The sequence below is a fragment of the Micromonospora sp. NPDC051006 genome (assembly GCF_044456245.1).
Lineage (GTDB): Bacteria > Actinomycetota > Actinomycetes > Mycobacteriales > Micromonosporaceae > Micromonospora.
On record NZ_JBITFP010000005.1, the window covers coordinates 42005 to 65590 of the forward strand.

The following is a 23586-nucleotide window of genomic DNA, read 5'->3' on the forward strand; positions in this document are numbered from 1 at the left end:
CAGATCACCACGACTCAGACGGAGGAACTCCTGCATGTCCGGACTCCTGGCCGGTAAGCGGCTGCTGGTCACCGGCGTCATCACCGACGCCTCGATCGCCTTCTCGGTGGCGAAGCTCGCCCAGGAGAACGGGGCGCAGGTCGTGCTGACCGGCTTCGGGCGGCTCTCCCTGGTGGAGCGGATCGCCAAGCGGCTGCCCGAGCCCGCCCCGGTGATCGAGCTCGACGTGACCAACCCGGAGCACCTCGCCGGGCTCGCCGACAAGGTCCGCGAGCACGTCGACGGGCTCGACGGGCTGGTCCACTCGATCGGCTTCGCGCCGCAGAGCTGCCTCGGCGGCGGCTTCCTCGACGCCCCGTGGGAGGACGTCGCCACCGCGCTGCACGTCTCGACGTACTCGTACAAGTCCCTCGCGGTGGCCGCGCTGCCGCTGATGTCCGCCGGCAGCGCGGTGGTCGGGCTCACCTTCGACGCGACCAAGGCGTGGCCGGTCTACGACTGGATGGGCGTGGCCAAGGCCGGGCTGGAGTCGGCCTCCCGCTACCTGGCGCTGCACCTGGGCAAGCAGGGCATCCGCAGCAACCTGGTCTCCGCCGGTCCGCTGCGCACCATGGCCGCGAGGTCGATCCCCGGTTTCGACCAGTTCGAGGAGGCGTGGACCGAGCGCGCCCCGCTGGGCTGGAGCCTCACCGACCAGGAGCCGGCCGCCCGGGCCTGCCTGGCCCTGCTCTCCGACTGGTTCCCGGCCACCACCGGCGAGATCGTGCACGTCGACGGCGGCTACCACGCCCTCGGCGCCTGAGCCGCGCCCGTCGACGGCCCCCGGGTAATCCGGGGGCCGTCGCCGGGTCGGCATCGGCCGCGGGGAAGAATGAGGCCATGGCGTACGACGCGGTGGTGCTGGTGAGCTTCGGAGGACCGGAGCGACCCGAGGACGTGATGCCGTTCCTGCAGAACGTCACCCGGGGCCGCGGCGTGCCACCGGAGCGGCTGGCCGAGGTCGCCGAGCACTACCAGCACTTCGGTGGGGTCTCCCCGATCAACCAGCAGAGCCGGGAGCTGCTCGCCGCGATCCGGGCCGACTTCGCCGCGCACGGCCTCGACCTGCCGGTCTACTGGGGTAACCGGAACTGGCACCCGATGCTCGCCGACACCGTGACGCAGATGCGCGACGACGGGGTGACCAACGCGCTCGCCTTCGTCACCAGCGCCTACGGCGGCTACTCCTCGTGCCGGCAGTACCAGGAGGACATCGCCGCCGCCCGGGCCGCGGTCGGCCCGGACGCCCCGATGATCGAGAAGCTCCGCCAGTTCTGGGACCATCCGGGCTTCGTCGAGCCGCACGTCGACGCGGTGCGGGCCGCGCTGGAGCAGCTCGACCCGGCGAAGCGGGACAGCACCCGGCTGGTCTTCACCGCTCACTCGGTGCCCACCTCGATGGCCGCCAGCGCCGGCCCGCACGGCGGCCGGTACGAGGCGCAGCTGCGCGAGACGGCCCGGCTGGTGGCCGCCGCGGCGGCGCCCGACCTGCCGTACGACCTGGTCTGGCAGAGCCGCTCCGGCCCGCCGCACGTGCCGTGGCTGGAGCCCGACGTCAACGACCACCTGGCGGCGCTGGCCCAGGCGGGCACCACCACCAGCGTCGTGGTCAGCCCGATCGGGTTCGTCTCCGACCACCTCGAGGTGGTCTGGGACCTGGACACCGAGGCGCTGGAGACGGCCAAGCAGCTCGGCCTGGACTTCGTCCGGGCGGGCACTCCCGGCACCGACCCGCGCTTCGTGGCGATGGTCCGGGAACTGGTCACCGAACGGACCGACCCCGACGGGGTACGGCTGCGCCGACGCCTCGGCGAGCTGCCGGTCTGGGACACCTGCCCGGCGGTCTGCTGCGTGCCGCCCCGCCGCCCGTGACACCGACCCGACCCTCAGACCCCTTGGGATGACCGATGCATGACCGCAAGCCCGTGGAGAGCTGGCTCACCGACATGGACGGCGTCCTGGTGCACGAGGGGCAGCCCGTTCCCGGCGCGCCCGAGTTCATCAAGCGGATGCGCGCCTCCGGCAAGCCGTTCCTGGTGCTCACCAACAACTCGATCTACACGCCGCGCGACCTCCAGGCCCGGCTCAGCCGGATGGGGCTGGACGTGCCGGAGCAGGCGATCTGGTCGTCCGCGCTGGCCACCGCGCAGTTCCTCGGCGACCAGCGGCCGGGCGGCACCGCGTACGTCATCGGCGAGGCCGGGCTCACCACGGCCCTGCACGCAGTCGGCTATGTGCTGACCGACTTCGCCCCCGACTACGTGGTGCTGGGGGAGACCCGCACCTACAGCTTCGAGGCGATCACCAAGGCGATCCGGCTGATCAACGACGGGGCCCGCTTCATCTGCACCAACCCGGACGTGACCGGCCCCTCGGTCGAGGGCGCGCTGCCCGCCGCCGGTTCGGTGGCCGCGATGATCTCCAAGGCGACCGGCGTCGAGCCGTACTTCGTCGGCAAGCCCAACCCGATGATGATGCGATCCGCCTTGAACACCATCAACGCACACTCGGAGAGCACCGCGATGATCGGCGACCGGATGGACACCGACATCCTCTGCGGCCTGGAGGCCGGGCTGGAGACCATCCTGGTGCTCACCGGGATCAGCACCCGGACCGAGGCGGAGCGCTACCCGTACCGCCCGTCGCGGATCGTCGACTCCGTCGCCGACCTGATCGACGAGCTCTGACCCGGCCCGAGGCGCCGGGCGAAGGATGAGCGTGGTGGTCACCGAGAACCTGCCGCGGATCGTGCTGGTCGACGACCTCCGCTCGTTCGTCGACGGCCGGACGGCGCGGGTGGCCCGCACGAGTGCGGCTGGCGTCGTGGAACTGGGGCATCACCGCGGGCAGCGGTTGGACGAACTGTGGCTGGATCACGACCTCGGCGGGGACGACACCATCTGGCCCGTCGTGGAGGTGCTGGAGCAGGCCGCGTTCGAGGAGCGGCCATTCGACATCGGCGTCGTTTTCGTCCACTCGGCGAACCCTGCCGGCGCAACGAAGATCTTGCAGGCGCTGCGGCGCTGGGGCTACCACGTTCGCTCGGCCGCCGGAGCGCCGCAGGTCGGCTACCTTCCCGAGGCCGAGTAGCGACGGGCCGTCCGGGCGCTGGGCCTCCACGGGTCACTCGTAGCCGCTGGCCATGACGAGGGCTTCGGCGAAGATCTTCCAGGTGGGTTGGACGAGGAGGGTTTCACCGCGGTTGGCGTAGAGCTGTGGAAGGGCGTCGAGGGATGCTGACAGCGCGTCGAGGAAGCGTTCCAGGGTTGCGTTCTCCCACTCTCCCGGGTGTTCGCGGAGGTCGTTGAGCATCTCGTCGACGACGCGTGCGACGTCGGGTCGGGAGGTGACCTGGTCGAGGTCGGTGACCTCGGCGCCTCGGCCCGTGTCGTAGCTCATTGGAGCATCGTGCCTTCCTGCTTCGCGCAGCGCGACGTTCGGGGTTGCTGGCGTCCACCGCCCGGCTGGGCCGTCACCAGGCCGTGGTACGCCGACCAATGACGACCAGCAGCTGGTGGAGTCATCTTGCCAACGGCGGGCATACTGGGCGCCGTTCGGCTGAGGATGGTGGCGGTGGCGGAGACAGAGCTCGACCGGGCTGTTGCGCGGATCGAGGGCAGCCGCGGGTACCGCAACGTGGTCTGGGCGTACCGATGCCTCGCCGTCGGGTTGGTCTCCGGTTTGTTGGTCCTCGTGTCGGTGGTCTTTCGCTTCCTGCCGCTGACCCTCACGCTGTTCGCCGTGGCTCTGGTGGCGATCACCGCCGGGGTGGGTCTCTGCTGGGCCGGCATGATCAAGCTGTGGGCGGACCGGTTGATGCCGCGCGGCGGGACCAACCGACATCGGGCCCTGATGCGAGCACTGTGGCGGGATGTGATCAGGCCAGTGCGGCGCGGCCGTCAGGTCTAGCCGGAGGCGCCAGAAGGTCGACAGCATTGCCGGCGTCGAGGGCGGCCTGCTTCACGCGCTGGCGGTAGTCCAGCCACCATGACTCGTCGGCGGGGGGCAGGTTGTCGTTCCGGGGCAGCAGCCCGGCCGCGCCGTCGATGAGTTCGCGCACGATGTCAGCGTGGCCGGCGTGCCGTTGTGTTTCCGCGATGACGTGGACCAGGACGTGGTGCAACGTGACCGCTTCATCGCCCCACCACGGCACGCGGCCGACATCATTCAGCGCGAGGGCTTCAATGGTGGCGTCGGCGTGGGCGCTCGCGCGACGGTACAGAGCGACGATCTCCTCGCGGGTCTCATCCGCGGTCGCCCACATGTCGGCATTGGTTTCCGCTTCCTCGCCGACGTACGGCAGCTCCTGCTCGAACGGCCGGCCGAACACGACGCCGAAGTAGAGGATCTCGCAGGCCGCCGAGTGTTTCACCAGACCGAGCAGGTTGGTGGCGGTCCGGGTCAGCGGGCGGCGGATGTCGTATTCGCTGAGCCCGTCGAGCTTCCACAGCAGCGCGTCGCGGCCACCCTTCAGGTAACTGTGCAGGTCTTCCTTCATCGCGCCACTATGGCATCCGTCGGATGTCAGCACTGCCCCGCTCGCGGACGGACAGACCGGCCACGGCAGCCTGTTGTGAGCCGTCCGATGAGGACGTGGCCGGCTACAGAGGGCTGGCCGCTCTTGGCGATGATGGATCGCATGCAGGACACCGTCGCCGTCGCGCTGGTCGCATCCCTGTCCACGCTTGCCGCGGCCGCCATCACCGGGCTGATCGGTGTGTGGGCCTCCCGGCTGCAGATGGCCAACAGCCTTGCCGTCGCTCGTGCCGAGCGAGCGGAGCAGCGCACGGCGCGCAGGGACCAACTCCGCCGGGACTCATACGTGGGCTTTCTCAGCGCCTGTGATCAGGCCTATCGACGTCTCGACGGGAACTGGCTGCAGCAGGATCACGACGCGATTCGGTCGACGTCCAACGAGACGTATCTGGCCCTGCGGACCCTTGACGAGGCGTACAACCTCGTCCTCCTCGAGGGGCCCGATGATCTCGCCCGGGAAGCGGAGCTTGTCATGAGAAGCATCAACGAGGAGTGGCGCCTGCAACTCCGACTGATCCGCGATGCGCGTTCCGATTCGGCGGGTGTTCCGATCTCCGCCCTCTTCCAGCCGGAGCGGCTCACCGCGATCGAGGAGCGGACAAGGCGCAGGGACTCGTTCGTCACGGCGGCCCGTGCTGCCCTGGCTCAGGCTGCCTAGGGTCTGCGCTTACGCTCCATTTATGTTCCGTGCGGCTCGACCTGGCGACTTCGAGCAGATCATGCGCCTCTACCGGCAACTGCAGCCCGACGATCCGGTTCTCAGGGACGGCTCTGATGCGGCGGCCTTCCAGCAGATCCTGGACTCTCCAGCGCTGCATCTCTTCGTGCTCGAGCGGGATGGGGCCGTCGTCGCCACGACGTACCTCAATGTGATCCCCAACATCAGCCGGTCGGCGTCGCCCTACGCCGTCATCGAGAACGTCGTCGTCGAGGAATCGTGGCGGGGAACAGGCCTGGGCAAGGAGATCATGGCCGGCACGCTTCAGGCCGCCTGGGACGCGGGCTGTTACAAGGCGATGCTGATGACCGGCTCACGCAGGCCGGCGACGCACGCCTTCTACAAAGCCTGCGGGTTCTCCGACGACGTCAAGACAGCGTACGTGGCTCGACCGTCGTGACCCGGCGCGCCGGCGGCCACGGCCGGGCCGTCGGTCGGTCTCCGGCCTGGCCAGGTCACGAAGCTCGTGCCTGACCAGGACCGGGTCCCGAGGGTGACGGCGGTTCAGCACGACGCCGGTGGGATGCTCTGCTCGTACTGGAAGACGTTGTGCGGGTCGTACTTGCCCTTGATCTTGCGCAGCCGGTCGTAGTTGGGGCCCCAGTAGGCGGTTTCCCATTCCGCCATGCCGATGTTCGGCACGTTGACGTAGGCGCCGTCCACATAGGGTCGCAGCGCCTGGCTGAACTCGGCGATCCAGGTCTGGGCGATCGGGGTGAGGGCGTCGCCGCTGTCCGGCTCTCCGCGGGTGCCCCAGCCGGCGCCGGGCTCGGAGTAGAAGAGCGCGTCGCGATGCGGGAACGCCGCGCCGCCGCGCGGTTCCCTCGTCTGGGCTCCGGTGCCGAAGGCCTGGGTGAAGAAGTTGCTGTCCTCCGAGGGGGCCTTCTCCATGAATTCGCGGATCAGGCTGATCGCCTGCTTCGGGAAGGGCTCGTTGGTGAACTGTGAGAAGAACTTCCAGTTCGCCGGCTCGTCCTCGGTCGGGATCTGGAATCCGGCATACACGTCACCCCAGGCCCCGGTCTGCACGGTGACGGCGGGGTTGCCGATCGAGAGCAGCGGTTCCAGCAGTTCTCTCACCTCTGCCTCCCGTCCGTCCGCGAGGACGCCGAAGAGCAGGATCTGGGATTTGTGGATCTCAAGCTGGGTGCCGAGGCGGTAGTCGCTGAACGGTGCGATGCGCTGCCAGGTGTCGAAGACCTCGTGCAGGTTGTCGAGGCCCTCCCAGGTTGCCTGCAGGTAGGCGACCTTCTTCAGTGGAGTCACCTTGTAGGTGAGTGAGGTGACGATCCCGAAGTTGCCGTTTCCCGCTCCGCGGAGCGCCCAGAGCAGGTCCGAGTGATTGCCAAGGTCCACCTCGATCGCCCGCGCGCCGTCGGCCCCCCACGCGACGACGATCTCCGCCCCGATCAGGTTGTCGCAGGCCATACCGAGGTAGCGGGTGAGGAAGCCGAAGCCGCCGCCGAGGGTGGCACCGGACAGGCCAACGCTGCCTTCCGTTCCGGTCGTCACCGCGAAACCCTGGTCGCTGAGCGCGGTCACCGCCTCCAACTGGTTGAGCCCGGCGCCGACCTTCGCGGTGCGGGTGGCAGGGTCGATCTGGGCCGACTTCAGCTCGCTGACGTCGATGACGATGCCGTTGTCCACATTCGACCAGCCTTCCAGGCTGTGCCGGCCGCTTCGTACCCGCAACGCCACGTCGTTCTGCCGCGCCCAGGTGAGGGCGTTGACCACGTCCTGGGTCTCCTGGGCGAAGACGATGACCAGCGGATAGCGAACGAAGAGTTCGTCCCAGCCGAGGCTCGCCCGCGCATATCCAGGGTCGGTCGGCCGGACGATGCGGCCGGTCAGCTGCGCCGGTGGGCACTTCTCGGTGGAGGACCAGCCTGATCCGTCCGCAATGGCGGGAGTGCCTCCGGACACGAGGCCCGGGAGTACGACCGCTCCGGCGCCAACGGCTGCCGTCGCCTTGAGCAGTTCGCGGCGAGAAAGGTCGTGCATGGTCCGCATCCTCTCGATCGGGTTTCACCGGTCTTCGACCAAGAGGACTCTTGTCTTCCAGCCGGCGCGCTACCGACGGTAATACGAGAGGTTTGTCCGAGTTTGTGAGACCTTGTCACGGAACCCGGTCGGGTGACGTCGGACCGACTCCTGTGGGCGGACAGGCGTTGGCCGCTGAGGGTTTCCCGGCGCTCGGAGACTTTCGACCGTGGACTGACGCCCTGCCGGCAGCTCAAGGGTTGGCGCGACGTACCAGCGACTGTCGCTACCGGTCCGGCCTCGTCCGGCGCCTGATCACGGTGATCGTCCAGCCGAGGAACAGGACCTCGACGGCGGCGAGGGCCCAGGCGAGCGCGGTCTGCATCGCGGTGCCTCCCGTCAGGGGCGCAGCGGGGCGTTGCAGGCCGCGACCAGCGCCTGCCGGCACGCCGTGGTGAGTGGGCGCAGCGCCGCGTCGCGCTGCTGGGCCTCGTAGTTGTTGATCGCGCCGCCGGGTGCGGCGTGCCCGGCCAGCGCGAGCACCCGATCCAGCACTGCGGCCCGGGCGAAGAGCCGACGGGCCCGCGGGTCGAAGCCGGGCGGAAGGTCGGTGGCGCCGTCCGGGCGGCGCAGCGCCTCCAACGCCCCGGCCAACTCGGGCCGCCACTGGGCGACGTCGAGCCGGGTCAGAGCGGCCGTCGTCTCGGCCAGCGCGGCGGCCAGCTCCGCCTCCGCCTCTGCGGCGCCGGGCAGGGTCAGCGAGGCAGCCGGGGCGTTCGGGGGCAGTGGGTAGACCCGCCAGAGCACCGTCTCGAAGGTGTCGCCGGAGCCGGAGGTGTGCATGCGGACCTGCGGGATCAGGCCCAGGCTGCCGGCCACCACCGCTTCACCGGCGAGCAGCGCCGCGCCGGCGAAGTCGCCGGGGCCGGGCAGCCCGCGCGGGTCGCCCGGGGCGGGCAGCACCAGGCGGATCTCGTCGGGCGTGAGCTTGGCCAGGGTGGGCAGCGCGTCGCCGAGCGGGACGTCGGTCCAGGTGCCGGGGGCGTCGGCGACCAGGTGCTCCTCGTCGCCGGCGATCGCGTCGGCGACCTCGTCGTAGGGCACCAGCCCGGCACGCCATGCGCGTATCCAGGCAACGAACCGGCTCGACCGGCGGGGCGCCAGCGTCGCCGCGCCCGTTGCGGGGGTGGACATGCCGAAAGGGTACGTGGTCACCACCGGCCGTGTCTCGGCTGCCGCCCCGGCCGCGCCGCGTGCCCCCAACTGCCCGCTTCGCCCCCGTCGCGCTACCCAGCCCAGCGTCGATCATGCAGTCGTGGTGGGCGTTCTCGGCGGATCGTGACGGTTCGTGAGGCGCCACACCTGCATGATCGACACAGCGGGTCGGCGGCGCGTCGGGGTGTCGGGGGAGGCGACGGCGGTTAGCTTGATCTACATGGGGCGGCGGTACGAGAACGACGTGTTGGCGGGGGACTGGCGACGGCGCAAGGCCGTGCCGGAGGTCGACGCCGAGCCCGACCTGGTGGTCGAGGACGCGGACTCCGGCTTCTGCGGCGCGGTGGTCGGTTTCGAGCAGGGTGCGGTGGTGCTGGAGGACCGGCACGGCCGGCGGCGCAACTTCCCGATGCTGCCGGCGGCGTTCCTGCTCGACGGCCAGCCGGTGACACTGCGCCGCCCGACCCGGACCACCGCGCCGGCGCCGCGCCGCCGGACCGCCTCCGGTTCGATCGCCGTGCAGGGGGTACGCGCCCAGGTCGCCAAGGCGAGCCGGATCTGGGTCGAAGGGGTGCACGACGCCGCGCTGGTCGAACGGATCTGGGGCGACGACCTGCGGATCGAGGGCGTGGTGGTGGAGCCGCTGGACGGCATCGACGCGCTGGCCGCGGAGGTGCGGACCTTCGGGCCCGGGCCGGGGCGACGGTTGGGCGTGCTCGTCGACCACCTGGTGCCGGGCAGCAAGGAGAGCCGGATCGTGGCCGGGGTCACCTCCCCGCACGTGCTGGTCACCGGGCACCCCTACGTGGACGTGTGGCAGGCGGTGAAGCCGGCGGCGCTCGGCATCGCGGCCTGGCCGGTGGTGCCCCCGGGGCGGCCGTGGAAGGAGGGGGTCTGCGCGGCGCTCGGGGTGGCCGAGCCCGCCGACATGTGGCGGCGGATCCTGTCCCGGGTGGACAGCTTCGCCGACGTGGAGACCCCGCTGATCAACGCGATGGAGCGCCTGATCGACTTCGTCACCGAGCCCGCGGGCTAGAACGCCGCCCGGCGGTCAGGGCTCCTGGTCCGGAGTGCGGGTGAAGACGAACGTGGCGATGTCGAGCGCCCGTACGCGACCCGCCTCGTCGCGCAGCACCGAGAGGATCTCGCCGTTCTCCGGACCGGACCGGCCGCGCCAACGGTCCGGGCCCTCCGGGCTGAACCGGCTCGCCCGCTCGCCGCGCAGCAGGGCGCCCAGCTCACCGCTGGCCGCGTCCCAGGTCACGTCGAGCGGGACCCCCATCCACCACCAGCGGCCGGTCAGCTCGACGATCTCGGTGGGCGGGGCGGTGGCGGTCGGGCGCCAGGGCTGCGGAGGCGCCGGCTCGGCGTCGAGCACGGTGGTGAGGATCCGCTGGCCGAGGCGGCCGATGCCGAAGCCGTACGAGTTGGCGAAGCCGACCACGGCGGTGCGGGTGGGTCGGTGTACCGCCAGGGCGGCCACGTAGCCGGGCATCGAGCCCCCGTGCCCGACGTACACCCGCTCGCCTGCCCGGTAGAGCTCCACCCCAAGGCCGTGCCCACCGCTCCACGAGTCGAGGTCGCTGATCACCACCGGCGCGCACATCTCGGTCAGCGTGTCGGCGGCGAGCACCCGCGGCGCCGGCTCGGCCAGGAAGGCCGCCCACCGGGCCAGGTCCTCGATGCTCGCCCACAGCTGCCCGGCGGGCGCCATCGCGCCGGTGTCGGTCCGCGGCTCCTCGCGTAGCGTGCCGTGCCACGGGTGCACCACGTAGCCCCGGGCGAACGGCTCGATGGCCGCGTACGTGGTGCGGCGCATGCCCAGCGGTTCGAAGATCCGCTCCCGGAGCAGCTCGGCCCAGGGCGTCCCGGTGATCCGTTCCAGCACTCCGCCGAGCAGCCCGTAGGCCAGGTTGGAGTAGTGGTACGTCCGGTGCGCCGGGTAGGCGATCTTGTCGGCGGTCACCGCGGCCAGCAGAGCGGCCAGGTCGGAGCCCTCGGCCCGCTCCCACCACTCGCCCTCCGGCTCCCGTTGCAGACCGCTGGCGTGCCCGAGCAGTTGGCGCAGGGTGAGCGTGCCGACGGTGGTGCCGGGCAGGTGCCGCTCCAGCGGGTCGTCCAGGGCCAGCCGGCCCGCGTCGCGCTGCTGCATCACCAGGGTCGCGGTCATCGTCTTGCTGATCGAGCCGAGCCGGTACTGCAGGTCCGCGTCGGGTCGCGGGTGCTCGCCCGCGGCGGCGAGGTGGATCAGCTCGCCGGCGCGCACCACGCCCATCACGAGTGACGGCGTACGGCCGGCGAACTGCGCCTGCGCGACCAGGGCGTCGACCTCGCGGGCGGTCTCGGGCAGCAGGGACACGGGCGCCCTCTCCTCGGTTCGGTGTGGTGCGGTGCCGGCCCGGCGGGGGCGGGCGGCGGGTGCCGCCGAGCTTATCGATCATCGCGGGGCGGCCGCGCGTGCATTTGCGTGTCACGATCGTGGGGTGGACGCCGTGTTGTGGATCGTGTTGGGTGTGGTGCTGGCCGTCGCCGAGGTCTTCACGACGACGCTGTTCCTGATCATGTTCGCCACCGGTGCGTTCGCCGCCGCCGGCGCGGCCGCGCTCGGCGCGCCGTCGGCCGTACAGGCGCTGGTCTTCGCCGCGGTCTCCGCACTGACCGTGGTGGGGGTGCGGCCGATCATCCAGCGGCACCGCCGCTCGGCGCTGGAGAGCGGCGAGCAGCCGTTCGGGGTGGAGGCGATCGAGGGCTCCACCGCGCTGGTGCTGGAACGGGTGGACGCCGAGCACGGCATGGTCAAGATCGACGGTGAGCTGTGGACCGCGCGGCCGTACGACGCGACGCAGTCGTTCGACCCCGGTCAACGGGTGCGGGTGATAAAGGTCCGGGGCGCGACCGCCCTGGTCTGGCAGGACGATGTTTCTTCCGCCGGCGGGATGCCGGAAGCGAGAGGGTGAACGGGATGACAGCGATAACGGTGCTGGTGATCGCCGTGGCGTTGATCGCCGTGGTGACGCTGGCCAAGGCCGTACGGATCGTGCCGCAGCAGCGCCAGGACGTGGTCGAGCGGCTGGGCAAGTACAAGCGCACCCTCAACCCGGGGCTCAACCTGCTGGTGCCGTTCATCGACGCGGTACGCACCAAGGTCGACATGCGGGAGCAGGTGGTCAGCTTCCCGCCGCAGCCGGTGATCACCTCCGACAACCTGGTCGTCTCGATCGACACGGTGCTCTACTTCAAGGTCGTCGACTCGGTCCGGGCCACCTACGAGATCTCGAACTTCCTCCAGGCCATCGAGCAGCTGACCGTCACCACGCTGCGTAACGTGATCGGTTCGCTGGACCTGGAGCGGGCGCTGACCAGCCGCGAGGAGATCAATCGACACCTCTCCGGGGTGCTGGACGAGACCACCGGCCGGTGGGGCATCAAGGTCACCCGGGTGGAGATCAAGGCCATCGAGCCGCCGGCCAGCATCCGCGACTCGATGGAGAAGCAGATGCGCGCCGAGCGGGACCGCCGGGCGGCGATCCTCAACGCGGAGGGGCACAAGCAGTCGCAGATTCTCACCGCCGAGGGTGAGAAGCAGTCCGCCGTGCTGCGGGCCGACGGTGACCGGCAGGCCCGGATCCTCCAGGCGGAGGGCCAGGCGAAGGCGATCCGGACCGTCTTCGACGCGATCCACCAGGCCAACCCGAGCCAGAAGGTGCTGGCCTACCAGTACCTGCAGGCTTTGCCGCAGATCGCCAACGGCACCGCCAACAAGGTCTGGATCGTGCCGGCCGAGCTGACCAAGGCCCTCGAAGGTATGGGCGGCGCGCTCGGCGGGCTGAGCCGCATGGTCGGCGATGAGCCGGCGCCGGAGGCGGCCGACCACGCCAGCCAGGTGGAGCGCGAGGCGGCGGAGGCCGCGCAGGCAGCGGCCGACGCGGCCGCACAGATCCACGACGAGGTACGCGTCGCCGAGGCGCAGGCCACCGGCGGCACGCCGCAGGGGCTGCCCGCGCCGGAGCCGGTCTCCCCGGCGAGTCTGGTCAACGACCCGGCCGACCAGCGCGAGCGCGGCTGAGCTGACCCGGTCCGGCGGCCGGTCGTCGACTGAGTCGGCCGGCGTGGGGTAAATGCGAGAAAGACTCATGGGGCGCTCCGGTGCCTGCCACCATCGGTCCTAGGACGGGTGGTGACCAGGCTTCGGGGCGCCCCGGCGCGTCCCGCACCGCTTTGTCGGAAGAGCGAGGTGACGCATGAAGGACCCGGCGAATCGGATCTGGTCCTCGGCCCCGGTCCCCGGCGCGCACGATCCGACCGGTCCACTCGGCTCCCGGAGTACCGGGGGCGGGTTCGGGGTGCTGCCGTTCGTCGGCGAGCCGACGCCCGCCGGTCCGGCGACCAACGCCAGTTGGGCCTGGTCGGTCCGCCGGTTCGCCCGCGCCGCGGTGTGGCTGCTCCCCGCGTACGCCGTGCTCTACGGCGTGGTGGCGATGGCCAGCGACGGCGGGGTGGGCAACGACCCGTACCCGGCCGACGGTCGGCCGCTCTACCTGGTCGGCTGGGTGGCCGCGGTCTGGCTGGGCCTGCTCGCCCTGCTGGCCCTCACCGGGCTGCTCGCCGCCACCCGTAGTCGCCGGGCGGCCGCCGCCGGGCTGCTGGTGAGCATCGCCGGCACGGTGCTCATGCTGCCCTTCGCCGGGCTCGAGGAGCAGACCCCGGTCTTCGGTACCTCCGCGCGGGCCCTCGTGCTGGTCGGCGCCACCTGCTACAGCATCGGCTGGTTCCTCACCGGCTGGGCGGTGGCCCGCTCCGGCATGTTCAGCATGGGCGACGGGGTCATGTTGATCATCGCCGCGCCACTGCTCGGGCTCGGCGGCGCGCTGGTCGGCTCGTTGCAGACCTTCGGGGCGATCTTCGTGCTGATCGCCGGGATCGGCATCGGCTACCGCTCCGGCCGTCTGGTGCCGCGCGACATCGCCCGCGACGCGGCCTCGGCCAGCGTCGCCACCGCCGCGCCGCCGCCTCCCGCCACCCCCGGTGGCCCCCTCTCTCCCGCCTGACCCACCAGCCCGCCAGGTTGGGAAGTTGCTGGTGGGGCGCGGTGAAGTTGCTGACAAAACGGCGCGGGGGCTGGTCGGTTGGCGGCTTTCATGGCAACCCTGGGGACCATGGCCCCACCCCGCCCGCCGCTGACGCGGCTGTTCACCGTGCTGCTCGCCGGCCTGCTCGCCGGCCTCGCCCTCGCGGTGGCCGCCCTCCCCGGCAACCTGCTGCTCGGGGTGGTCACCAAGTCGGCGCTCGGCTCGTACGCGGCGCTGCCGGCGGCGCTGAAGACCCCGGCCACCCCGCAGCGCTCCTACCTCTACGCCAACGACGGCAAGACGCTGATCACCACGTTCTACGACGTGAACCGGACGGACGTCGCGCTGTCGGAGATCGCCCCGGTGATGCGGCAGGCGATCGTGGCGGCGGAGGACCGGCGGTTCTACTCGCACGGCGGCGCGGACCTGCGCGGGCTGGCCCGGGCGCTGGTCGCGAACGTCAAGGGCGGCGGCACCGAGCAGGGCGGCTCGACGCTGACCATGCAGTACGTCCGCAACGTGCTCAAGACCGACCCGAGCCGCACCGCCGAGGAGCGGCAGGCCGCGACCGACCAGAACGTGGGGCGCAAGCTCCAGGAGATCCGGTACGCGTCGGCATTGGAGCAGAGCCTCAGCAAGGACGAGATCCTCAACCGGTACCTGAACATCGCCTACTTCGGCTCCGGCGCCTACGGCGTGGCGGCGGCCAGCCAGCGCTACTTCGGCAAGGCCCCGGCCCAGCTGACCCTCGCCGAGTCCGCCCTGCTCGCCGGTCTGGTGCAGTCCCCGGAGGCGTACAACCCGATCGACGGTGACCGGGACGCGGCGCTGTCCCGCCGGGCGTACGTGCTCGACTCGATGGTCGAGACCGGGGCGATCACCGCCGCGCAGGCCGCGCAGGCCAAGGCCGAGAAGCTGACCCTGCACCCGACCGCGCAGCCGAACGGCTGCACCGCGGTCGCCCAGGGCCACGACGACTGGGGCTACTTCTGCGACTACCTGCGCCAGTGGTGGCTGACCCAGCCGGCGTTCGGCGCCACCGCCGAGGAGCGGGAGCAGGCGTTGCGTCGCGGCGGCTACACCGTGGTCACCTCGCTGGACCCACAGGTCCAGGCCACCGCGCAGCAGCAGGCCACCGCGGTGTACGGGTACGGCAACAAGCGCGCGCTGCCGATCGCCGCGGTCGAGCCGGGCACCGGCCGGGTGCTCGCGATGGCGGTCAACCGGCACTACAGCCTGGCCGCGAACCCGGCCGGGCAGGACAACCACCCGAACACCGTCAACCCGCTGATCTCCGGCGGCGACAGCGTGGACGGCTACCAGGCGGGCTCGACCTTCAAGCTCTTCACCATGCTCGCCGCCCTGGAGTCGGGCAAGACCCTCTCCACCGGCTTCGACGCGCCCGGCAAGCTCCCCACCCGGTACCCCGCCGAGGGCGAGGGCAGCTGCGACGGGCACTGGTGCCCGGCCAACGCGAACCCGGACTGGATGGACGGCTACCGGATGATGTGGGACGGCTTCGGCCGCTCGGTGAACACCTACTTCGTCTGGCTGGCCGAGCAGGTCGGCCAGGAGAAGGTGGTCGAGATGGCGCAGCGGCTCGGCATCACCTTCCGGGCCGACTCGGACGCCGCGTTCGCCCGCAACGACGCCGCCGACTGGGGTTCGTTCACCCTCGGCGTGGCCGCCACCACCCCGCTCGACCTGGCCAACGCGTACGCCACGGTGGCCGCCGAGGGGACGTACTGCACGCCGCTGCCGGTGGTCTCGGTGCGGACCTCGACCGGCGAGCAGGTGCCGGTGGGTGACCCGTCCTGCAAGCGGGTGCTCGACGCCGACGTGGCCCGGGCCGCCACCGACGCGGCGCGCTGCCCGGTGGGCCAGCAGTCGCCGTACGGGCAGTGCAACGGCGGCACGGCGACCTCGGTGAACGAGATCCTGGACGGCCGACCGGTCGCCGGCAAGACCGGTAGCTCGGAGGAGAACGCCACCGAGACGTTCGTCGGCTTCACCCCGCAGGTCGCGGTCGCCGGCATCGCCGCCAACCCGGACGACCCCACCGACTCGGTGGGCTCCGCCGTGCAGGCCAAGGTGATCGACGCGGTGGCCCGGGTGATCGCGACCGCGGTCAAGGGTCAGCCGGAGAAGAGCTTCACCGCGCCCAGCCGGGAGCTGGCCGGCGAGCCGCGCCGCCCGGTGGAGCGGCCGCCGGCGCGCCAGGAACGGCCGCGGACCCCCGACGACGACCCCCGGTCGCTGCTGGAGCGCTGGCTCGGCGGACGCGGACGCGGCTGACCCGAGCCGGGCGCCGGCGCGGAGGTGTGGACCTCCGCACCGGCGCCGCGGGTTCAGCTCGCGGTGCAGCTGGGGGTGAGGCCGGTGCCGGTGCCGTTGGCCTGGAACCCGAACTCGGTCGTCTGCCCGGCGGTGAGCCGGCCGTTGTAACCGACGTTGCGGAACTGGACCGCGCCGCTGGCGGCGCTGGACGTGGCGTTCCAGGTGTTGACCACCGTCGCCCCGGCGGGCAGCGTCAGGGCGACCGTCCAGCCGTTGGTGCCGGCCGCGCCGGCCGTCACCCGCACCGTCGCCACGAAGCCGCCGGTCCACGAGTTGAGGGTGACCGACGCGGAGCAGCCGCCACCCGTCGGCGGCGGGGTGGTGGGCGGCGGGGTGGTGGTCGGCGGCGGGGTGCTGCCGCCGTTGAGGGCGTTCAACGTGGCGGTGTACGCCGGCTTCTTGTTGCCGCCGGCGTCGAAGAGCAGCGGGGTGCCGCTGGCCCGCCACGAGTCGCTGTCCCGGATCCCCCAGACGGTGATGCCGGTGCAGCGGGCGACCGCGAGGCAGGCCCGCACCACCCGTCCGTAGTTGTCGGCCTGCGCGCTGCCGGAGCCCTCGATGTCCAGCTCGGTGATCTGCACGTCGACGCCGAGGTTGGCGAAGCGCTGCAGGTTCGCCTGGTAGTCGGCGGGCACCGGGCTCTGGGCGTTGAAGTGGGACTGGAAGCCGACGCAGTCGATCGGTACGCCGCGCGCCCTGAAGTCCTGCACCATCGCGTACACGGCGTTGCTCTTCGCGTTCTGCCCGTCGGTGTTGTAGTCGTTGTAGCAGAGCTTCGCGCCGGGGTCGGCGGCCCGCGCGGCCCGGAACGCCACCTCGATCCAGTCGTTGCCGGTGCGCTGCAGGTTCGAGTCCCGCCGGGCCCCGGTCCCGCCGTCGGCGAACGCCTCGTTCACCACGTCCCAGGAGTGGATCTTGCCCCGGTAGTAGGTGGCCACCTGGGTGACGTGGTTGACCATCGCCGAGCGCAGCGCGCTGCCGGAGAGGTTCTGCACCCAGCCCGGCTGCTGTGAGTGCCAGGCCAGGGCGTGGCCGCGTACCCGCATCCCGTTGGCCTGGGCGTGGTTCACGATCCGGTCTGCGTTGCCGAAGGTGAAGGTGTTCTGCGACGGCTCGGTCGCGTCCCACTTCATCTCGTTCTCGGGCGTGACCATGTCGAACTCTCGGTTGAGGATGCCCACGTAGGTGGCGTCGGAGAGCTTGTTGGCCGCCACCGCGGTGCCGAAGTAGCGGCCCTGTTCGGCGGCCGACGCGGCGAGCGTGGTGCCGGCGCTGGCGCTGGGCGCCAGGGCGATCGTCGCACCGGCGACGAGGGCGCCCGTCGCGGCGAGGACCAGCGCCAGGCGCCGTCGGGTTCGCGCGCGGGCCGGTCGGTCCGGCCGGACCGGAGGGTTGATCATCTGAGTGCCTTTCGAGTGTGGCGATGATTGGCCACGGCCCCGGCCCGGCGCCGCCCAATGCGCCGGGGCCCGGCCGTGCAGGCAGCACCGGATGCCCTGTCCCTCGCGTGCTCCGGCTCATCACCCAAACTCATCCGCGCGGGTCGATGTTAGCCCCGGCTTTCCGGAAGGTTCAAGCCTCGCCAAACGGCCCAGGCCGATGCCCCGCCGGCCGACCGGCGACGGTGCGCGGGCGTGAGCTGGCGCGCAGGTGATCGACAGCAGCGAGCGGGGTGGGCGGACCGGCCGGACAACTTCCGGAAATCGATGCCGGTCGGTGGCGGCGCGCCCCCGCCGGGGCCGTCCAGCGCCCGGACGCGCATCCGGCAGAATCGTCGGGTGCCCGTCCACCAGATCACCGACCCCGACGACGAGCGGATCGCCGACTACCGCGCGCTGACCGACGTCGAGCTGCGTACCCGCTGGGAGCCGCCGCACGGGCTGTTCATCGCCGAGGGAGAGTTGGTGCTGCGCCGCGCGCTGCGGGCCGGCTACCCGGCGCGGTCGTACCTGGTGGACGCCAAGCGGGTCGACCAGCTCGCCGACCTGGACACCGGTGACGCGCCGGTCTACGCCGCGACCCCGCAGGTGCTGCAACAGGCCACCGGGTTCCACGTCCACCGGGGGGTGCTGGCGTCGTTCCGCCGCCGGCCGGTGCCCACCGCCGCCGAGGTGCTCGCCGCCGCCCGCCGGGTGGTGATCCTGGAGGACGTCAACAACCACACCAACCTCGGGGCGATCTTCCGAGGGGCCGCCGCGCTCGGCATCGACGCGGTGCTGCTCTCGCCGACCTGCGCCGACCCGCTCTACCGGCGCAGCGTCCGGGTCAGCATGGGCGAGGTGTTCGCCATCCCGTACGCGAAACTGGAGCCCTGGCCCGGCGGCCTCGACCAGGTGCGGGCGGCCGGCTTCACCGTGCTGGCGTTGACCCCGGCCTCGGATGCGCTGCCGATCCAGCGGCTCGAACCGGCGCAGCGGGCCCGCGCCGCGCTGCTCTTCGGCGCCGAGGGCGCCGGGCTGACCGGCGCGGCCCAGCGCGCCAGCGACGTACGGGTGGCGATCCCGATGCGGCGCGGGGTGGACTCGCTCAACGTGGCCGCCGCGGCGGCGGTGGCGTTCTGGGAACTGGGACGCGACGACCCGCTGTGACCTGACGGCCGGGTCCGTCGAGTTCCAGGGTCACGCAGGGTAGCGTGTCGCCCGTGTTCCCTACCGTCCGTGAGGTCCTCGCCCTGGACCCGGTCCGCCACGGCGCCCCGCGCCTGGTCGCCGGGGATGCCGGGCTGGACCGGCCGGTGCGCTGGGTGCACGTGACCGAGGTGCCGGACATCGCCCCCCTGCTCGGCGGCGGCGAGCTGGTGCTCACCACCGGCATCGGGCTGCCCGGCGACGACGCGGGGCTGCGCGCCTTCATCGGCGACCTGGCCGACGTCGGTGTCTCCGGCCTGGTCGTGGAGCTGGGCCGCCGGTACGTCAGCGGGGTGCCCCGGGTGATGGCCGCCGCCGCCGAGCGGCGCGGGCTGCCCCTGGTCGAGCTGCGCCGGGCCACCCCGTTCGTGCGGATCACCGAGGCGGTGCACGCGCTGATCGTGGACGCCCAGCTCACCGAGCTGCGGGCCACCGAGGAGATCCACCAGCGGTTCACCGAGCTGTCGGTCGAGGGTGCAGGGCCCGGCGAGGTGCTCCGGCAGGCCGCCGAGCTCTCCGGTTGCCCGGTGGTGCTGGAGAACCTCTCCCGGCAGGTGCTCGCGTACGACCCGGCGGGGGAGAGCGCCGAGCTGCTGCTGGACGGCTGGGAGCAGCACTCCCGGCGGATCCAGCCCGCCGGGCGGACCGCGTACGACCCGGACAGCGGGTGGTTGGTCACCGCCGTCGGCGCGCGCGGGCAGGACTGGGGACGGCTGCTGCTGCGCTGGCCGGCCGGGGGCGACCTGGCCACCACCCGCCCCGCCGCCTCGGCCGTCGCGCCCGCCGCCCGCCCCGCCACCGGGCCGATCACCGCGCCCGCCGCCCGCCCCGACGGCACGTCCGCCGATGGCGCCGCCGCCGCGCCCGGAGGTAGCCCCGCCGCCGCGTCCGTCGAGCAGGCCGAGCCGGCGGTGGACGGGCAGGCGGCCTCGACGGCCGACACCGTCCCACCGACCCGGCTGACCATCCTGATCGAGCGGGCGGCCTCCACCCTGGCGCTGGGCCGGCTGATCCGGCGCGACGCCGAGGGGCTGGAGCGGCAGATCCACCGGACCCTGCTCACCGCGCTGCTGGACCACGCCCGGCCGGTGGACGAGGTGGCGCTGCGCGCCAAGGCGCTCGGCGTGGTCCTGGAGCGCCGACACCTGGTCGGGGTGATGGTGCGGCTGCGCGCCGACGACCCGGCGGGGGAGAGCGGGCCGGCAGGTGACCTCGGTGAGCCCGGCCCGGCGACCGGCCCGGCGAGGCTGCGGGATCTCGCCGAGGCGGTCGGGCAGGCGCTACGCGAGGCGAAGCTGACCGCGCTGACCAGCGCGGTGGACGACCACGCCGTCGGCGCGCTGCTCGCGCTCCCCGACGCGGCCGCAGAGGAGCGGGCGCTGGCCGCGTTCGCCACCGCGCTGCGCCGCGTTCGCCTGGACGCCCCGACGGCCCGCCCCGACGGCTCACCGCGACGCGACGGGGCGACCCGCCTCGACGGGGCAGGTCGGCACGACGGGGTTCCCCGGCACGACGCGGTCCGGCATGACGGGGTGGCCCGGCAGGACGGGGCCGCCCGGCCGGAGCTCGCGACGTCGCGCGCCGACGGGGCGGTGCGACAGGATCTGGTACCTCGGCAGGGCCGGCAGGACGGACGGGTGAGCGGAGCCGGCCGGCCGGCGGCCGTGATCATCGCCGCGGGCTCGGGGGTCGGCAGCCTGCGCGAGGCGCGCCGCTCGCTGATCGAGGCACGGCAGATCGCCGACGCCGCCCGGCGGGATCGGCGCGACCTGCCCATCTTCCGGCTGCCGCACGTCGGGCTGGCCGGGCTGCTGCACCTGCTCCGCGACGAGCCCCGGGTGCAGACGTTCGTCGAGCGGGAACTCGGCGCGCTGCTGGCGTACGACGCACAGCACCCCCGGGAGCAGTTGCTCGGCACCCTGCGGGCGTACCTCGAACAGGGCCGGAACAAGTCGGCGGCGGCCGCCGCGGCACACCTGTCCCGGCCGGCCTTCTACGAGCGGCTGGCCCGCATCGGCCGCGTGCTGGACGTCGACCTGGACTCGGTCGACGCCTGCCTCTCCCTACACGTCGCCCTACTGGCCCTGGACGCCATCCGCACCCCCTGACCCCCTCCCGACCCCGACCCCGACCGCCCTCCGGACCGCCCCCGGTGATCAAGAGATTTGCGTCAGGCATGGGCCGGATTCTGACGCGATTCTCTTGATCAACCTCAGTGTCGTGCGGACGGAGGGGGGTGGGGTGGGGTGGGGTGGGTCAGGTTAGGGCGGTCAGGGCTTTGGCGTAGGTGGGGGGAATGTGGTTGGGGCCGCCGCCGGGGGTGAAGACGTCGGAGGTGGCCACCGTCGACCACGCCGTCTCCGGAACCGCGTCGACCAGGGCGAGGACCACCGGGGCGTCGCGCCACTGCTCCTGCTCGGCGAGCAGGCCCAACGCCACCACCGACTCCTCCACTTCGCCGACGCACTCGAACGGCTTGTGCCCGTCCACGCCGAGCAGCTCCCGGTAGCCGGGGATCTGGTCGGGATCGGCGAGCAGGTCGCCACCGAAGATGTGGGTGATCCGTTCCCGGGACATGAACGGCGCCATGGCCAGGAAGACGAACCGGCACTTCGGGCAGTTCCGGCACCAGCGCTCGCTCGCGTCGCGCAGCTTGAAGGCGGCGTTGCAGCTGGTCACCACGTCGTCGTAGCGGTCGATTTCGGCGAAGAGCCGGGCGATGTGCAGCTCCGACAGCGAGCGCAGCAGCGAGAAGTACGGCTCGGTGAGCCCGGCGTGCTCGGCCAGCGCGGCCCGCAGCAGCCCCTCGGCCTCCACTCCCTTGGACCACTGGTGGTTGATCTCGTGGCCGTCCCAGACCAGGTTCGGGTCGGACGCGGACCGCTCGTTGGACATCACCACCGGGCCGAGCCCGTGCAGCACCGAGGTGGCGACAGCGATCAGCGAGTTGATCGCGGTGACCGGAATGTGCCCGTTGCGGGCGCCCGCGGCGTTCAGCTCGAAGAGCACCGGATCGATCCGCCGGCGGGCGGCCAGCGGGGTGAGCCCGGACGCCTCGTTCACCGAGACGATCACGTGGTTGGGGTTGACCGAGAACGGCACCGGGTCGAACCCGGACCGGCGCAGCGCCTCCAGGCTGACGATCGAGTCCTTGCCACCACCGACGGCCGAGAGCGGACGCCGGTCGGAGTTGTCGTACTCCCGGGCCGGCTTCACCCGGCCGGCCGGCACCTCCGGGGTCAGCTGCAACACGTGCGGCAGCTGGTTGCGGTAGGCGTACTCGGCGAGGCCCTTGGTGTAGATGCCGGTGATCAGCTCGGTGGCGGCCGGGCCGAGCGGCGCCGGCAGCACCAGCCGGCCCGGCGCGGCGGCCTTGTAGTAGCTGACCCCGGCGACCACGTGCAGGATTTCGAGAACCCGACCCAGGGTGGCCACCGTCTCGTCCGACGGCGGAGCCTCCGGCAACGGGAAGGTGATCACCTCGGTGAACCGCTGCTCCCCGGCGGGACCGGTCAGGGCGTAGTCGAACAGGGCCTCACCAGTGGAGAGGTCGATCGAGTAGGACGGAAATGTGAAGGCGTCCATCCGCCGCAGCTGCTCGTTGCGCACACGCCATACTAGGCCCTGGTTCGTCCGGCCGTGCCCGGCTGTGCCGGACCCGGCCCCGCAACGGCCCGTCGATGACCGTCCCGCCCCGAGGAGATCACCAGTGCGCCTGTCTGACCTGCGCGGACGTACCGTCGCCGTCTGGGGGACCGGCCGGGAGGGCCGGGCGGCGGTGACCGCGATCGCCGCGCACGGCCCGGCCGACCTGGTCGCCGTCGACGACAGCGCCAACTTCCTGTCGCTGCCCTGGGACGGCCCGCTGGCCGAGGCGGCGCCGCTGGTCACCGGCGAGGCCGGCTTCGAGCGGCTGGCCGCCGCCGACGTGGTGGTCCGTTCGCCGGGCGTGCCGCAGACCCACCCGTGGCTGGTCGAGCTGCGCCGGCTCGGGGTGCCGATCACCCAGGGCACCGCGCTCTGGATGGCCGACCACGCGGCCCGCACCGTCGGGGTGACCGGCAGCAAGGGCAAGAGCACCACCTCCAGCCTGATCAGCCACCTGCTCGCGGCGGTGGACCGGCCCAACGTCTTCGGCGGCAACATCGGGGTGCCCACGCTGGACCTGCCCGAGGCCGAGCTGTACGTGCTGGAGCTCTCCAGCTACCAGTGCAGCGACCTGACCGACTCGCCCCGGGTCGCGGTGGTCACCGCGCTCTTCCCGGAGCACCTGGACGCGCACGGCGGCGAGCGGGAGTACTACCGGGACAAGCTCAACCTGCTGGCGCACCAGCCGCAGACCGTGGTGGTCAACGGCGCCGACCCGCGGCTCGCCGCCGAGCTGGGCGACCGGCCCGCGGTGCGCGCCGGCTCGCCGGACACCACCCACGTGGCCGCCGGCCCGGACGGCGCGCCCTGGTTCCACCTCGGCGACCAGCCGCTCTTCCCGCGTACGGTGCTGCCCCTGGTCGGCCGGCACAACGAGGGCAACCTCTGTGTCGCGCTCGCCGTGCTCGACGCGCTCGGCGTCGACGTGGTGGCCCGCAAGGACACCCTCGCGGTCGCGGTCGCCGGGTTCCAGGGGCTGGCCCACCGGCTCACCGAGATCATCGACCCGTCCGGGCTGACCTTCGTCGACGACACCCTCGCCACCAGCCCGTACGCCGCCATGCACGCCATCGACGCGTACGACGGGCGGCCGCTCACCGTGATCGTCGGCGGCAGCGACCGGGGGCTGGACTACAGCCCGCTCCGTGAGCACCTGGCCGAACGCGAGATCAACGTGATCGGCATCCCGGACAGCGGCCCGCGCATCGTCGAGGCGCTCGCCGGGCTGCCCAAGGTGCGTACCGAGGTGGTCGAGGACCTCGTCGACGCGGTCCGGCTGGGCCGCGAGCTGACCCCGGCCGGCGGGGTGGTGCTGCTCTCTCCCGCGGCGCCGAGCTACGGCCGGTTCCGCAACTTCGAGCACCGCTCCGAGGTCTTCGCCGAGGCGGTACGCGACACCGCCGGCTGACCTCGCGCG

21 protein-coding genes and 2 pseudogenes are annotated in these 23586 nt (G+C 72.3%); 16 read left to right on the top strand and 7 right to left on the bottom strand.

Going from position 1 to position 23586, the window contains the following annotated elements; genetic code table 11:
* The first annotated feature begins 34 nt into the window (after nucleotides 1–34).
* From fabI to ACIBBA_RS10980, 4 genes are all read left to right on the top strand, one after another.
* The gene (fabI, locus tag ACIBBA_RS10965) at nucleotides 35–802 is read left to right on the top strand and encodes an enoyl-ACP reductase FabI (protein ID WP_396696001.1); all 768 of its coding nucleotides are present in this window, start codon (nucleotides 35–37) and stop codon (nucleotides 800–802) included.
* 77 nt (nucleotides 803–879) lie between these two features.
* Nucleotides 880–1911 (top strand): ferrochelatase, encoded by a 1032-nt coding sequence (locus ACIBBA_RS10970; protein ID WP_396696003.1) that lies wholly within the window; start codon nucleotides 880–882, stop codon nucleotides 1909–1911.
* Between the two features lie 35 nt (nucleotides 1912–1946).
* The gene (locus ACIBBA_RS10975) at nucleotides 1947–2726 is read left to right on the top strand and encodes an HAD-IIA family hydrolase (RefSeq protein WP_350872822.1); all 780 of its coding nucleotides are present in this window, start codon (nucleotides 1947–1949) and stop codon (nucleotides 2724–2726) included.
* 34 nt (nucleotides 2727–2760) lie between these two features.
* Nucleotides 2761–3129 (top strand): cyclic-phosphate processing receiver domain-containing protein, encoded by a 369-nt coding sequence (locus tag ACIBBA_RS10980; RefSeq protein ID WP_396696489.1) that lies wholly within the window; start codon nucleotides 2761–2763, stop codon nucleotides 3127–3129.
* Between the two features lie 33 nt (nucleotides 3130–3162).
* Here ACIBBA_RS10980 and ACIBBA_RS10985 read toward each other — a convergent pair whose 3' ends face one another.
* Nucleotides 3163–3438 carry a hypothetical protein gene (locus ACIBBA_RS10985; RefSeq protein ID WP_396696005.1) on the bottom strand — a complete coding sequence of 92 codons (276 nt, stop codon included), beginning with the start codon at nucleotides 3436–3438 and terminating at the stop codon, nucleotides 3163–3165.
* 168 nt (nucleotides 3439–3606) lie between these two features.
* Here ACIBBA_RS10985 and ACIBBA_RS10990 point away from each other — a divergent pair, with 168 nt between their 5' ends.
* The gene (locus tag ACIBBA_RS10990) at nucleotides 3607–3948 is read left to right on the top strand and encodes a hypothetical protein (protein WP_396696007.1); all 342 of its coding nucleotides are present in this window, start codon (nucleotides 3607–3609) and stop codon (nucleotides 3946–3948) included.
* Here the strand turns inward: ACIBBA_RS10990 and ACIBBA_RS10995 are convergent.
* Nucleotides 3917–4537: a DinB family protein gene (locus ACIBBA_RS10995; protein WP_396696009.1), complete on the bottom strand. Its 621-nt coding sequence runs from the start codon at nucleotides 4535–4537 to the stop codon at nucleotides 3917–3919. The genes ACIBBA_RS10990 and ACIBBA_RS10995 overlap by 32 nt on opposite strands.
* A gap of 141 nt (nucleotides 4538–4678) precedes the next feature.
* Between ACIBBA_RS10995 and ACIBBA_RS11000 the strand changes: the two genes are divergently transcribed.
* Both ACIBBA_RS11000 and ACIBBA_RS11005 read left to right on the top strand, forming a co-directional pair.
* Entirely contained in the window at nucleotides 4679–5233 is a 555-nt protein-coding gene (locus ACIBBA_RS11000) for a hypothetical protein (protein ID WP_396696011.1), read from the top strand.
* Between the two features lie 22 nt (nucleotides 5234–5255).
* A complete protein-coding gene (locus ACIBBA_RS11005; protein ID WP_396696013.1) occupies nucleotides 5256–5693 on the top strand; it encodes a GNAT family N-acetyltransferase in 438 nt (145 codons plus the stop codon).
* A gap of 104 nt (nucleotides 5694–5797) precedes the next feature.
* Here the strand turns inward: ACIBBA_RS11005 and ACIBBA_RS11010 are convergent, their stop codons facing one another.
* Together ACIBBA_RS11010 and ACIBBA_RS11015 are read right to left on the bottom strand one after the other, a co-directional pair.
* Nucleotides 5798–7294 (bottom strand): FAD-binding oxidoreductase, encoded by a 1497-nt coding sequence (locus tag ACIBBA_RS11010; protein ID WP_396696015.1) that lies wholly within the window; start codon nucleotides 7292–7294, stop codon nucleotides 5798–5800.
* Nucleotides 7295–7672: 378 nt separating this feature from the next.
* Nucleotides 7673–8467: a hypothetical protein gene (locus tag ACIBBA_RS11015; protein ID WP_396696017.1), complete on the bottom strand. Its 795-nt coding sequence runs from the start codon at nucleotides 8465–8467 to the stop codon at nucleotides 7673–7675.
* Between the two features lie 241 nt (nucleotides 8468–8708).
* Here ACIBBA_RS11015 and ACIBBA_RS11020 point away from each other — a divergent pair, with 241 nt between their 5' ends.
* A complete protein-coding gene (locus tag ACIBBA_RS11020) occupies nucleotides 8709–9524 on the top strand; it encodes a DUF3097 domain-containing protein (protein ID WP_350872834.1) in 816 nt (271 codons plus the stop codon).
* A 15-nt stretch (nucleotides 9525–9539) separates the two neighbouring features.
* Here the strand turns inward: ACIBBA_RS11020 and ACIBBA_RS11025 are convergent, their stop codons facing one another.
* Complete coding sequence (locus ACIBBA_RS11025; protein WP_396696019.1) at nucleotides 9540–10847, bottom strand: serine hydrolase domain-containing protein; 1308 nt, start codon at nucleotides 10845–10847, stop codon at nucleotides 9540–9542.
* Nucleotides 10848–10971: 124 nt separating this feature from the next.
* On the opposite strand from ACIBBA_RS11025, the gene ACIBBA_RS11030 reads away from it, so the two are divergent.
* The 4 genes from ACIBBA_RS11030 to ACIBBA_RS11045 all read left to right on the top strand — a co-directional run bounded on the left by ACIBBA_RS11030 (nucleotide 10972) and on the right by ACIBBA_RS11045 (nucleotide 15852).
* Nucleotides 10972–11445: an NfeD family protein gene (locus ACIBBA_RS11030; RefSeq protein ID WP_396696021.1), complete on the top strand. Its 474-nt coding sequence runs from the start codon at nucleotides 10972–10974 to the stop codon at nucleotides 11443–11445.
* A gap of 5 nt (nucleotides 11446–11450) precedes the next feature.
* A complete protein-coding gene (locus ACIBBA_RS11035; RefSeq protein WP_350872839.1) occupies nucleotides 11451–12554 on the top strand; it encodes an SPFH domain-containing protein in 1104 nt (367 codons plus the stop codon).
* A 175-nt stretch (nucleotides 12555–12729) separates the two neighbouring features.
* A complete protein-coding gene (locus tag ACIBBA_RS11040) occupies nucleotides 12730–13536 on the top strand; it encodes a hypothetical protein (RefSeq protein ID WP_350872841.1) in 807 nt (268 codons plus the stop codon).
* 108 nt (nucleotides 13537–13644) lie between these two features.
* Entirely contained in the window at nucleotides 13645–15852 is a 2208-nt protein-coding gene (locus ACIBBA_RS11045) for a transglycosylase domain-containing protein (protein ID WP_396696024.1), read from the top strand.
* 53 nt (nucleotides 15853–15905) lie between these two features.
* Here the strand turns inward: ACIBBA_RS11045 and ACIBBA_RS11050 are convergent, their stop codons facing one another.
* Nucleotides 15906–17294: an endo-1,4-beta-xylanase gene (locus tag ACIBBA_RS11050; protein WP_396696025.1), complete on the bottom strand. Its 1389-nt coding sequence runs from the start codon at nucleotides 17292–17294 to the stop codon at nucleotides 15906–15908.
* Between the two features lie 306 nt (nucleotides 17295–17600).
* On the opposite strand from ACIBBA_RS11050, the gene ACIBBA_RS11055 reads away from it, so the two are divergent.
* The 3 genes and pseudogenes from ACIBBA_RS11055 to ACIBBA_RS11065 all read left to right on the top strand — a co-directional run.
* Nucleotides 17601–18482: a TrmH family RNA methyltransferase gene (locus tag ACIBBA_RS11055; RefSeq protein ID WP_396696491.1), complete on the top strand. Its 882-nt coding sequence runs from the start codon at nucleotides 17601–17603 to the stop codon at nucleotides 18480–18482.
* Between the two features lie 53 nt (nucleotides 18483–18535).
* A pseudogene (locus ACIBBA_RS11060) lies at nucleotides 18536–19354 on the top strand (PucR family transcriptional regulator ligand-binding domain-containing protein); the annotation flags it as partial.
* A 111-nt stretch (nucleotides 19355–19465) separates the two neighbouring features.
* A pseudogene (locus tag ACIBBA_RS11065) lies at nucleotides 19466–20629 on the top strand (PucR family transcriptional regulator); the annotation flags it as partial.
* Nucleotides 20630–20777: 148 nt separating this feature from the next.
* On the opposite strand, the gene ACIBBA_RS11070 reads toward ACIBBA_RS11065, so the two are convergent.
* A complete protein-coding gene (locus ACIBBA_RS11070) occupies nucleotides 20778–22130 on the bottom strand; it encodes a hypothetical protein (protein ID WP_396696027.1) in 1353 nt (450 codons plus the stop codon).
* A 100-nt stretch (nucleotides 22131–22230) separates the two neighbouring features.
* On the opposite strand from ACIBBA_RS11070, the gene murD reads away from it, so the two are divergent.
* Complete coding sequence (murD, locus tag ACIBBA_RS11075) at nucleotides 22231–23577, top strand: UDP-N-acetylmuramoyl-L-alanine--D-glutamate ligase (RefSeq protein WP_396696029.1); 1347 nt, start codon at nucleotides 22231–22233, stop codon at nucleotides 23575–23577.
* Nucleotides 23578–23586 lie beyond the last annotated feature (9 nt).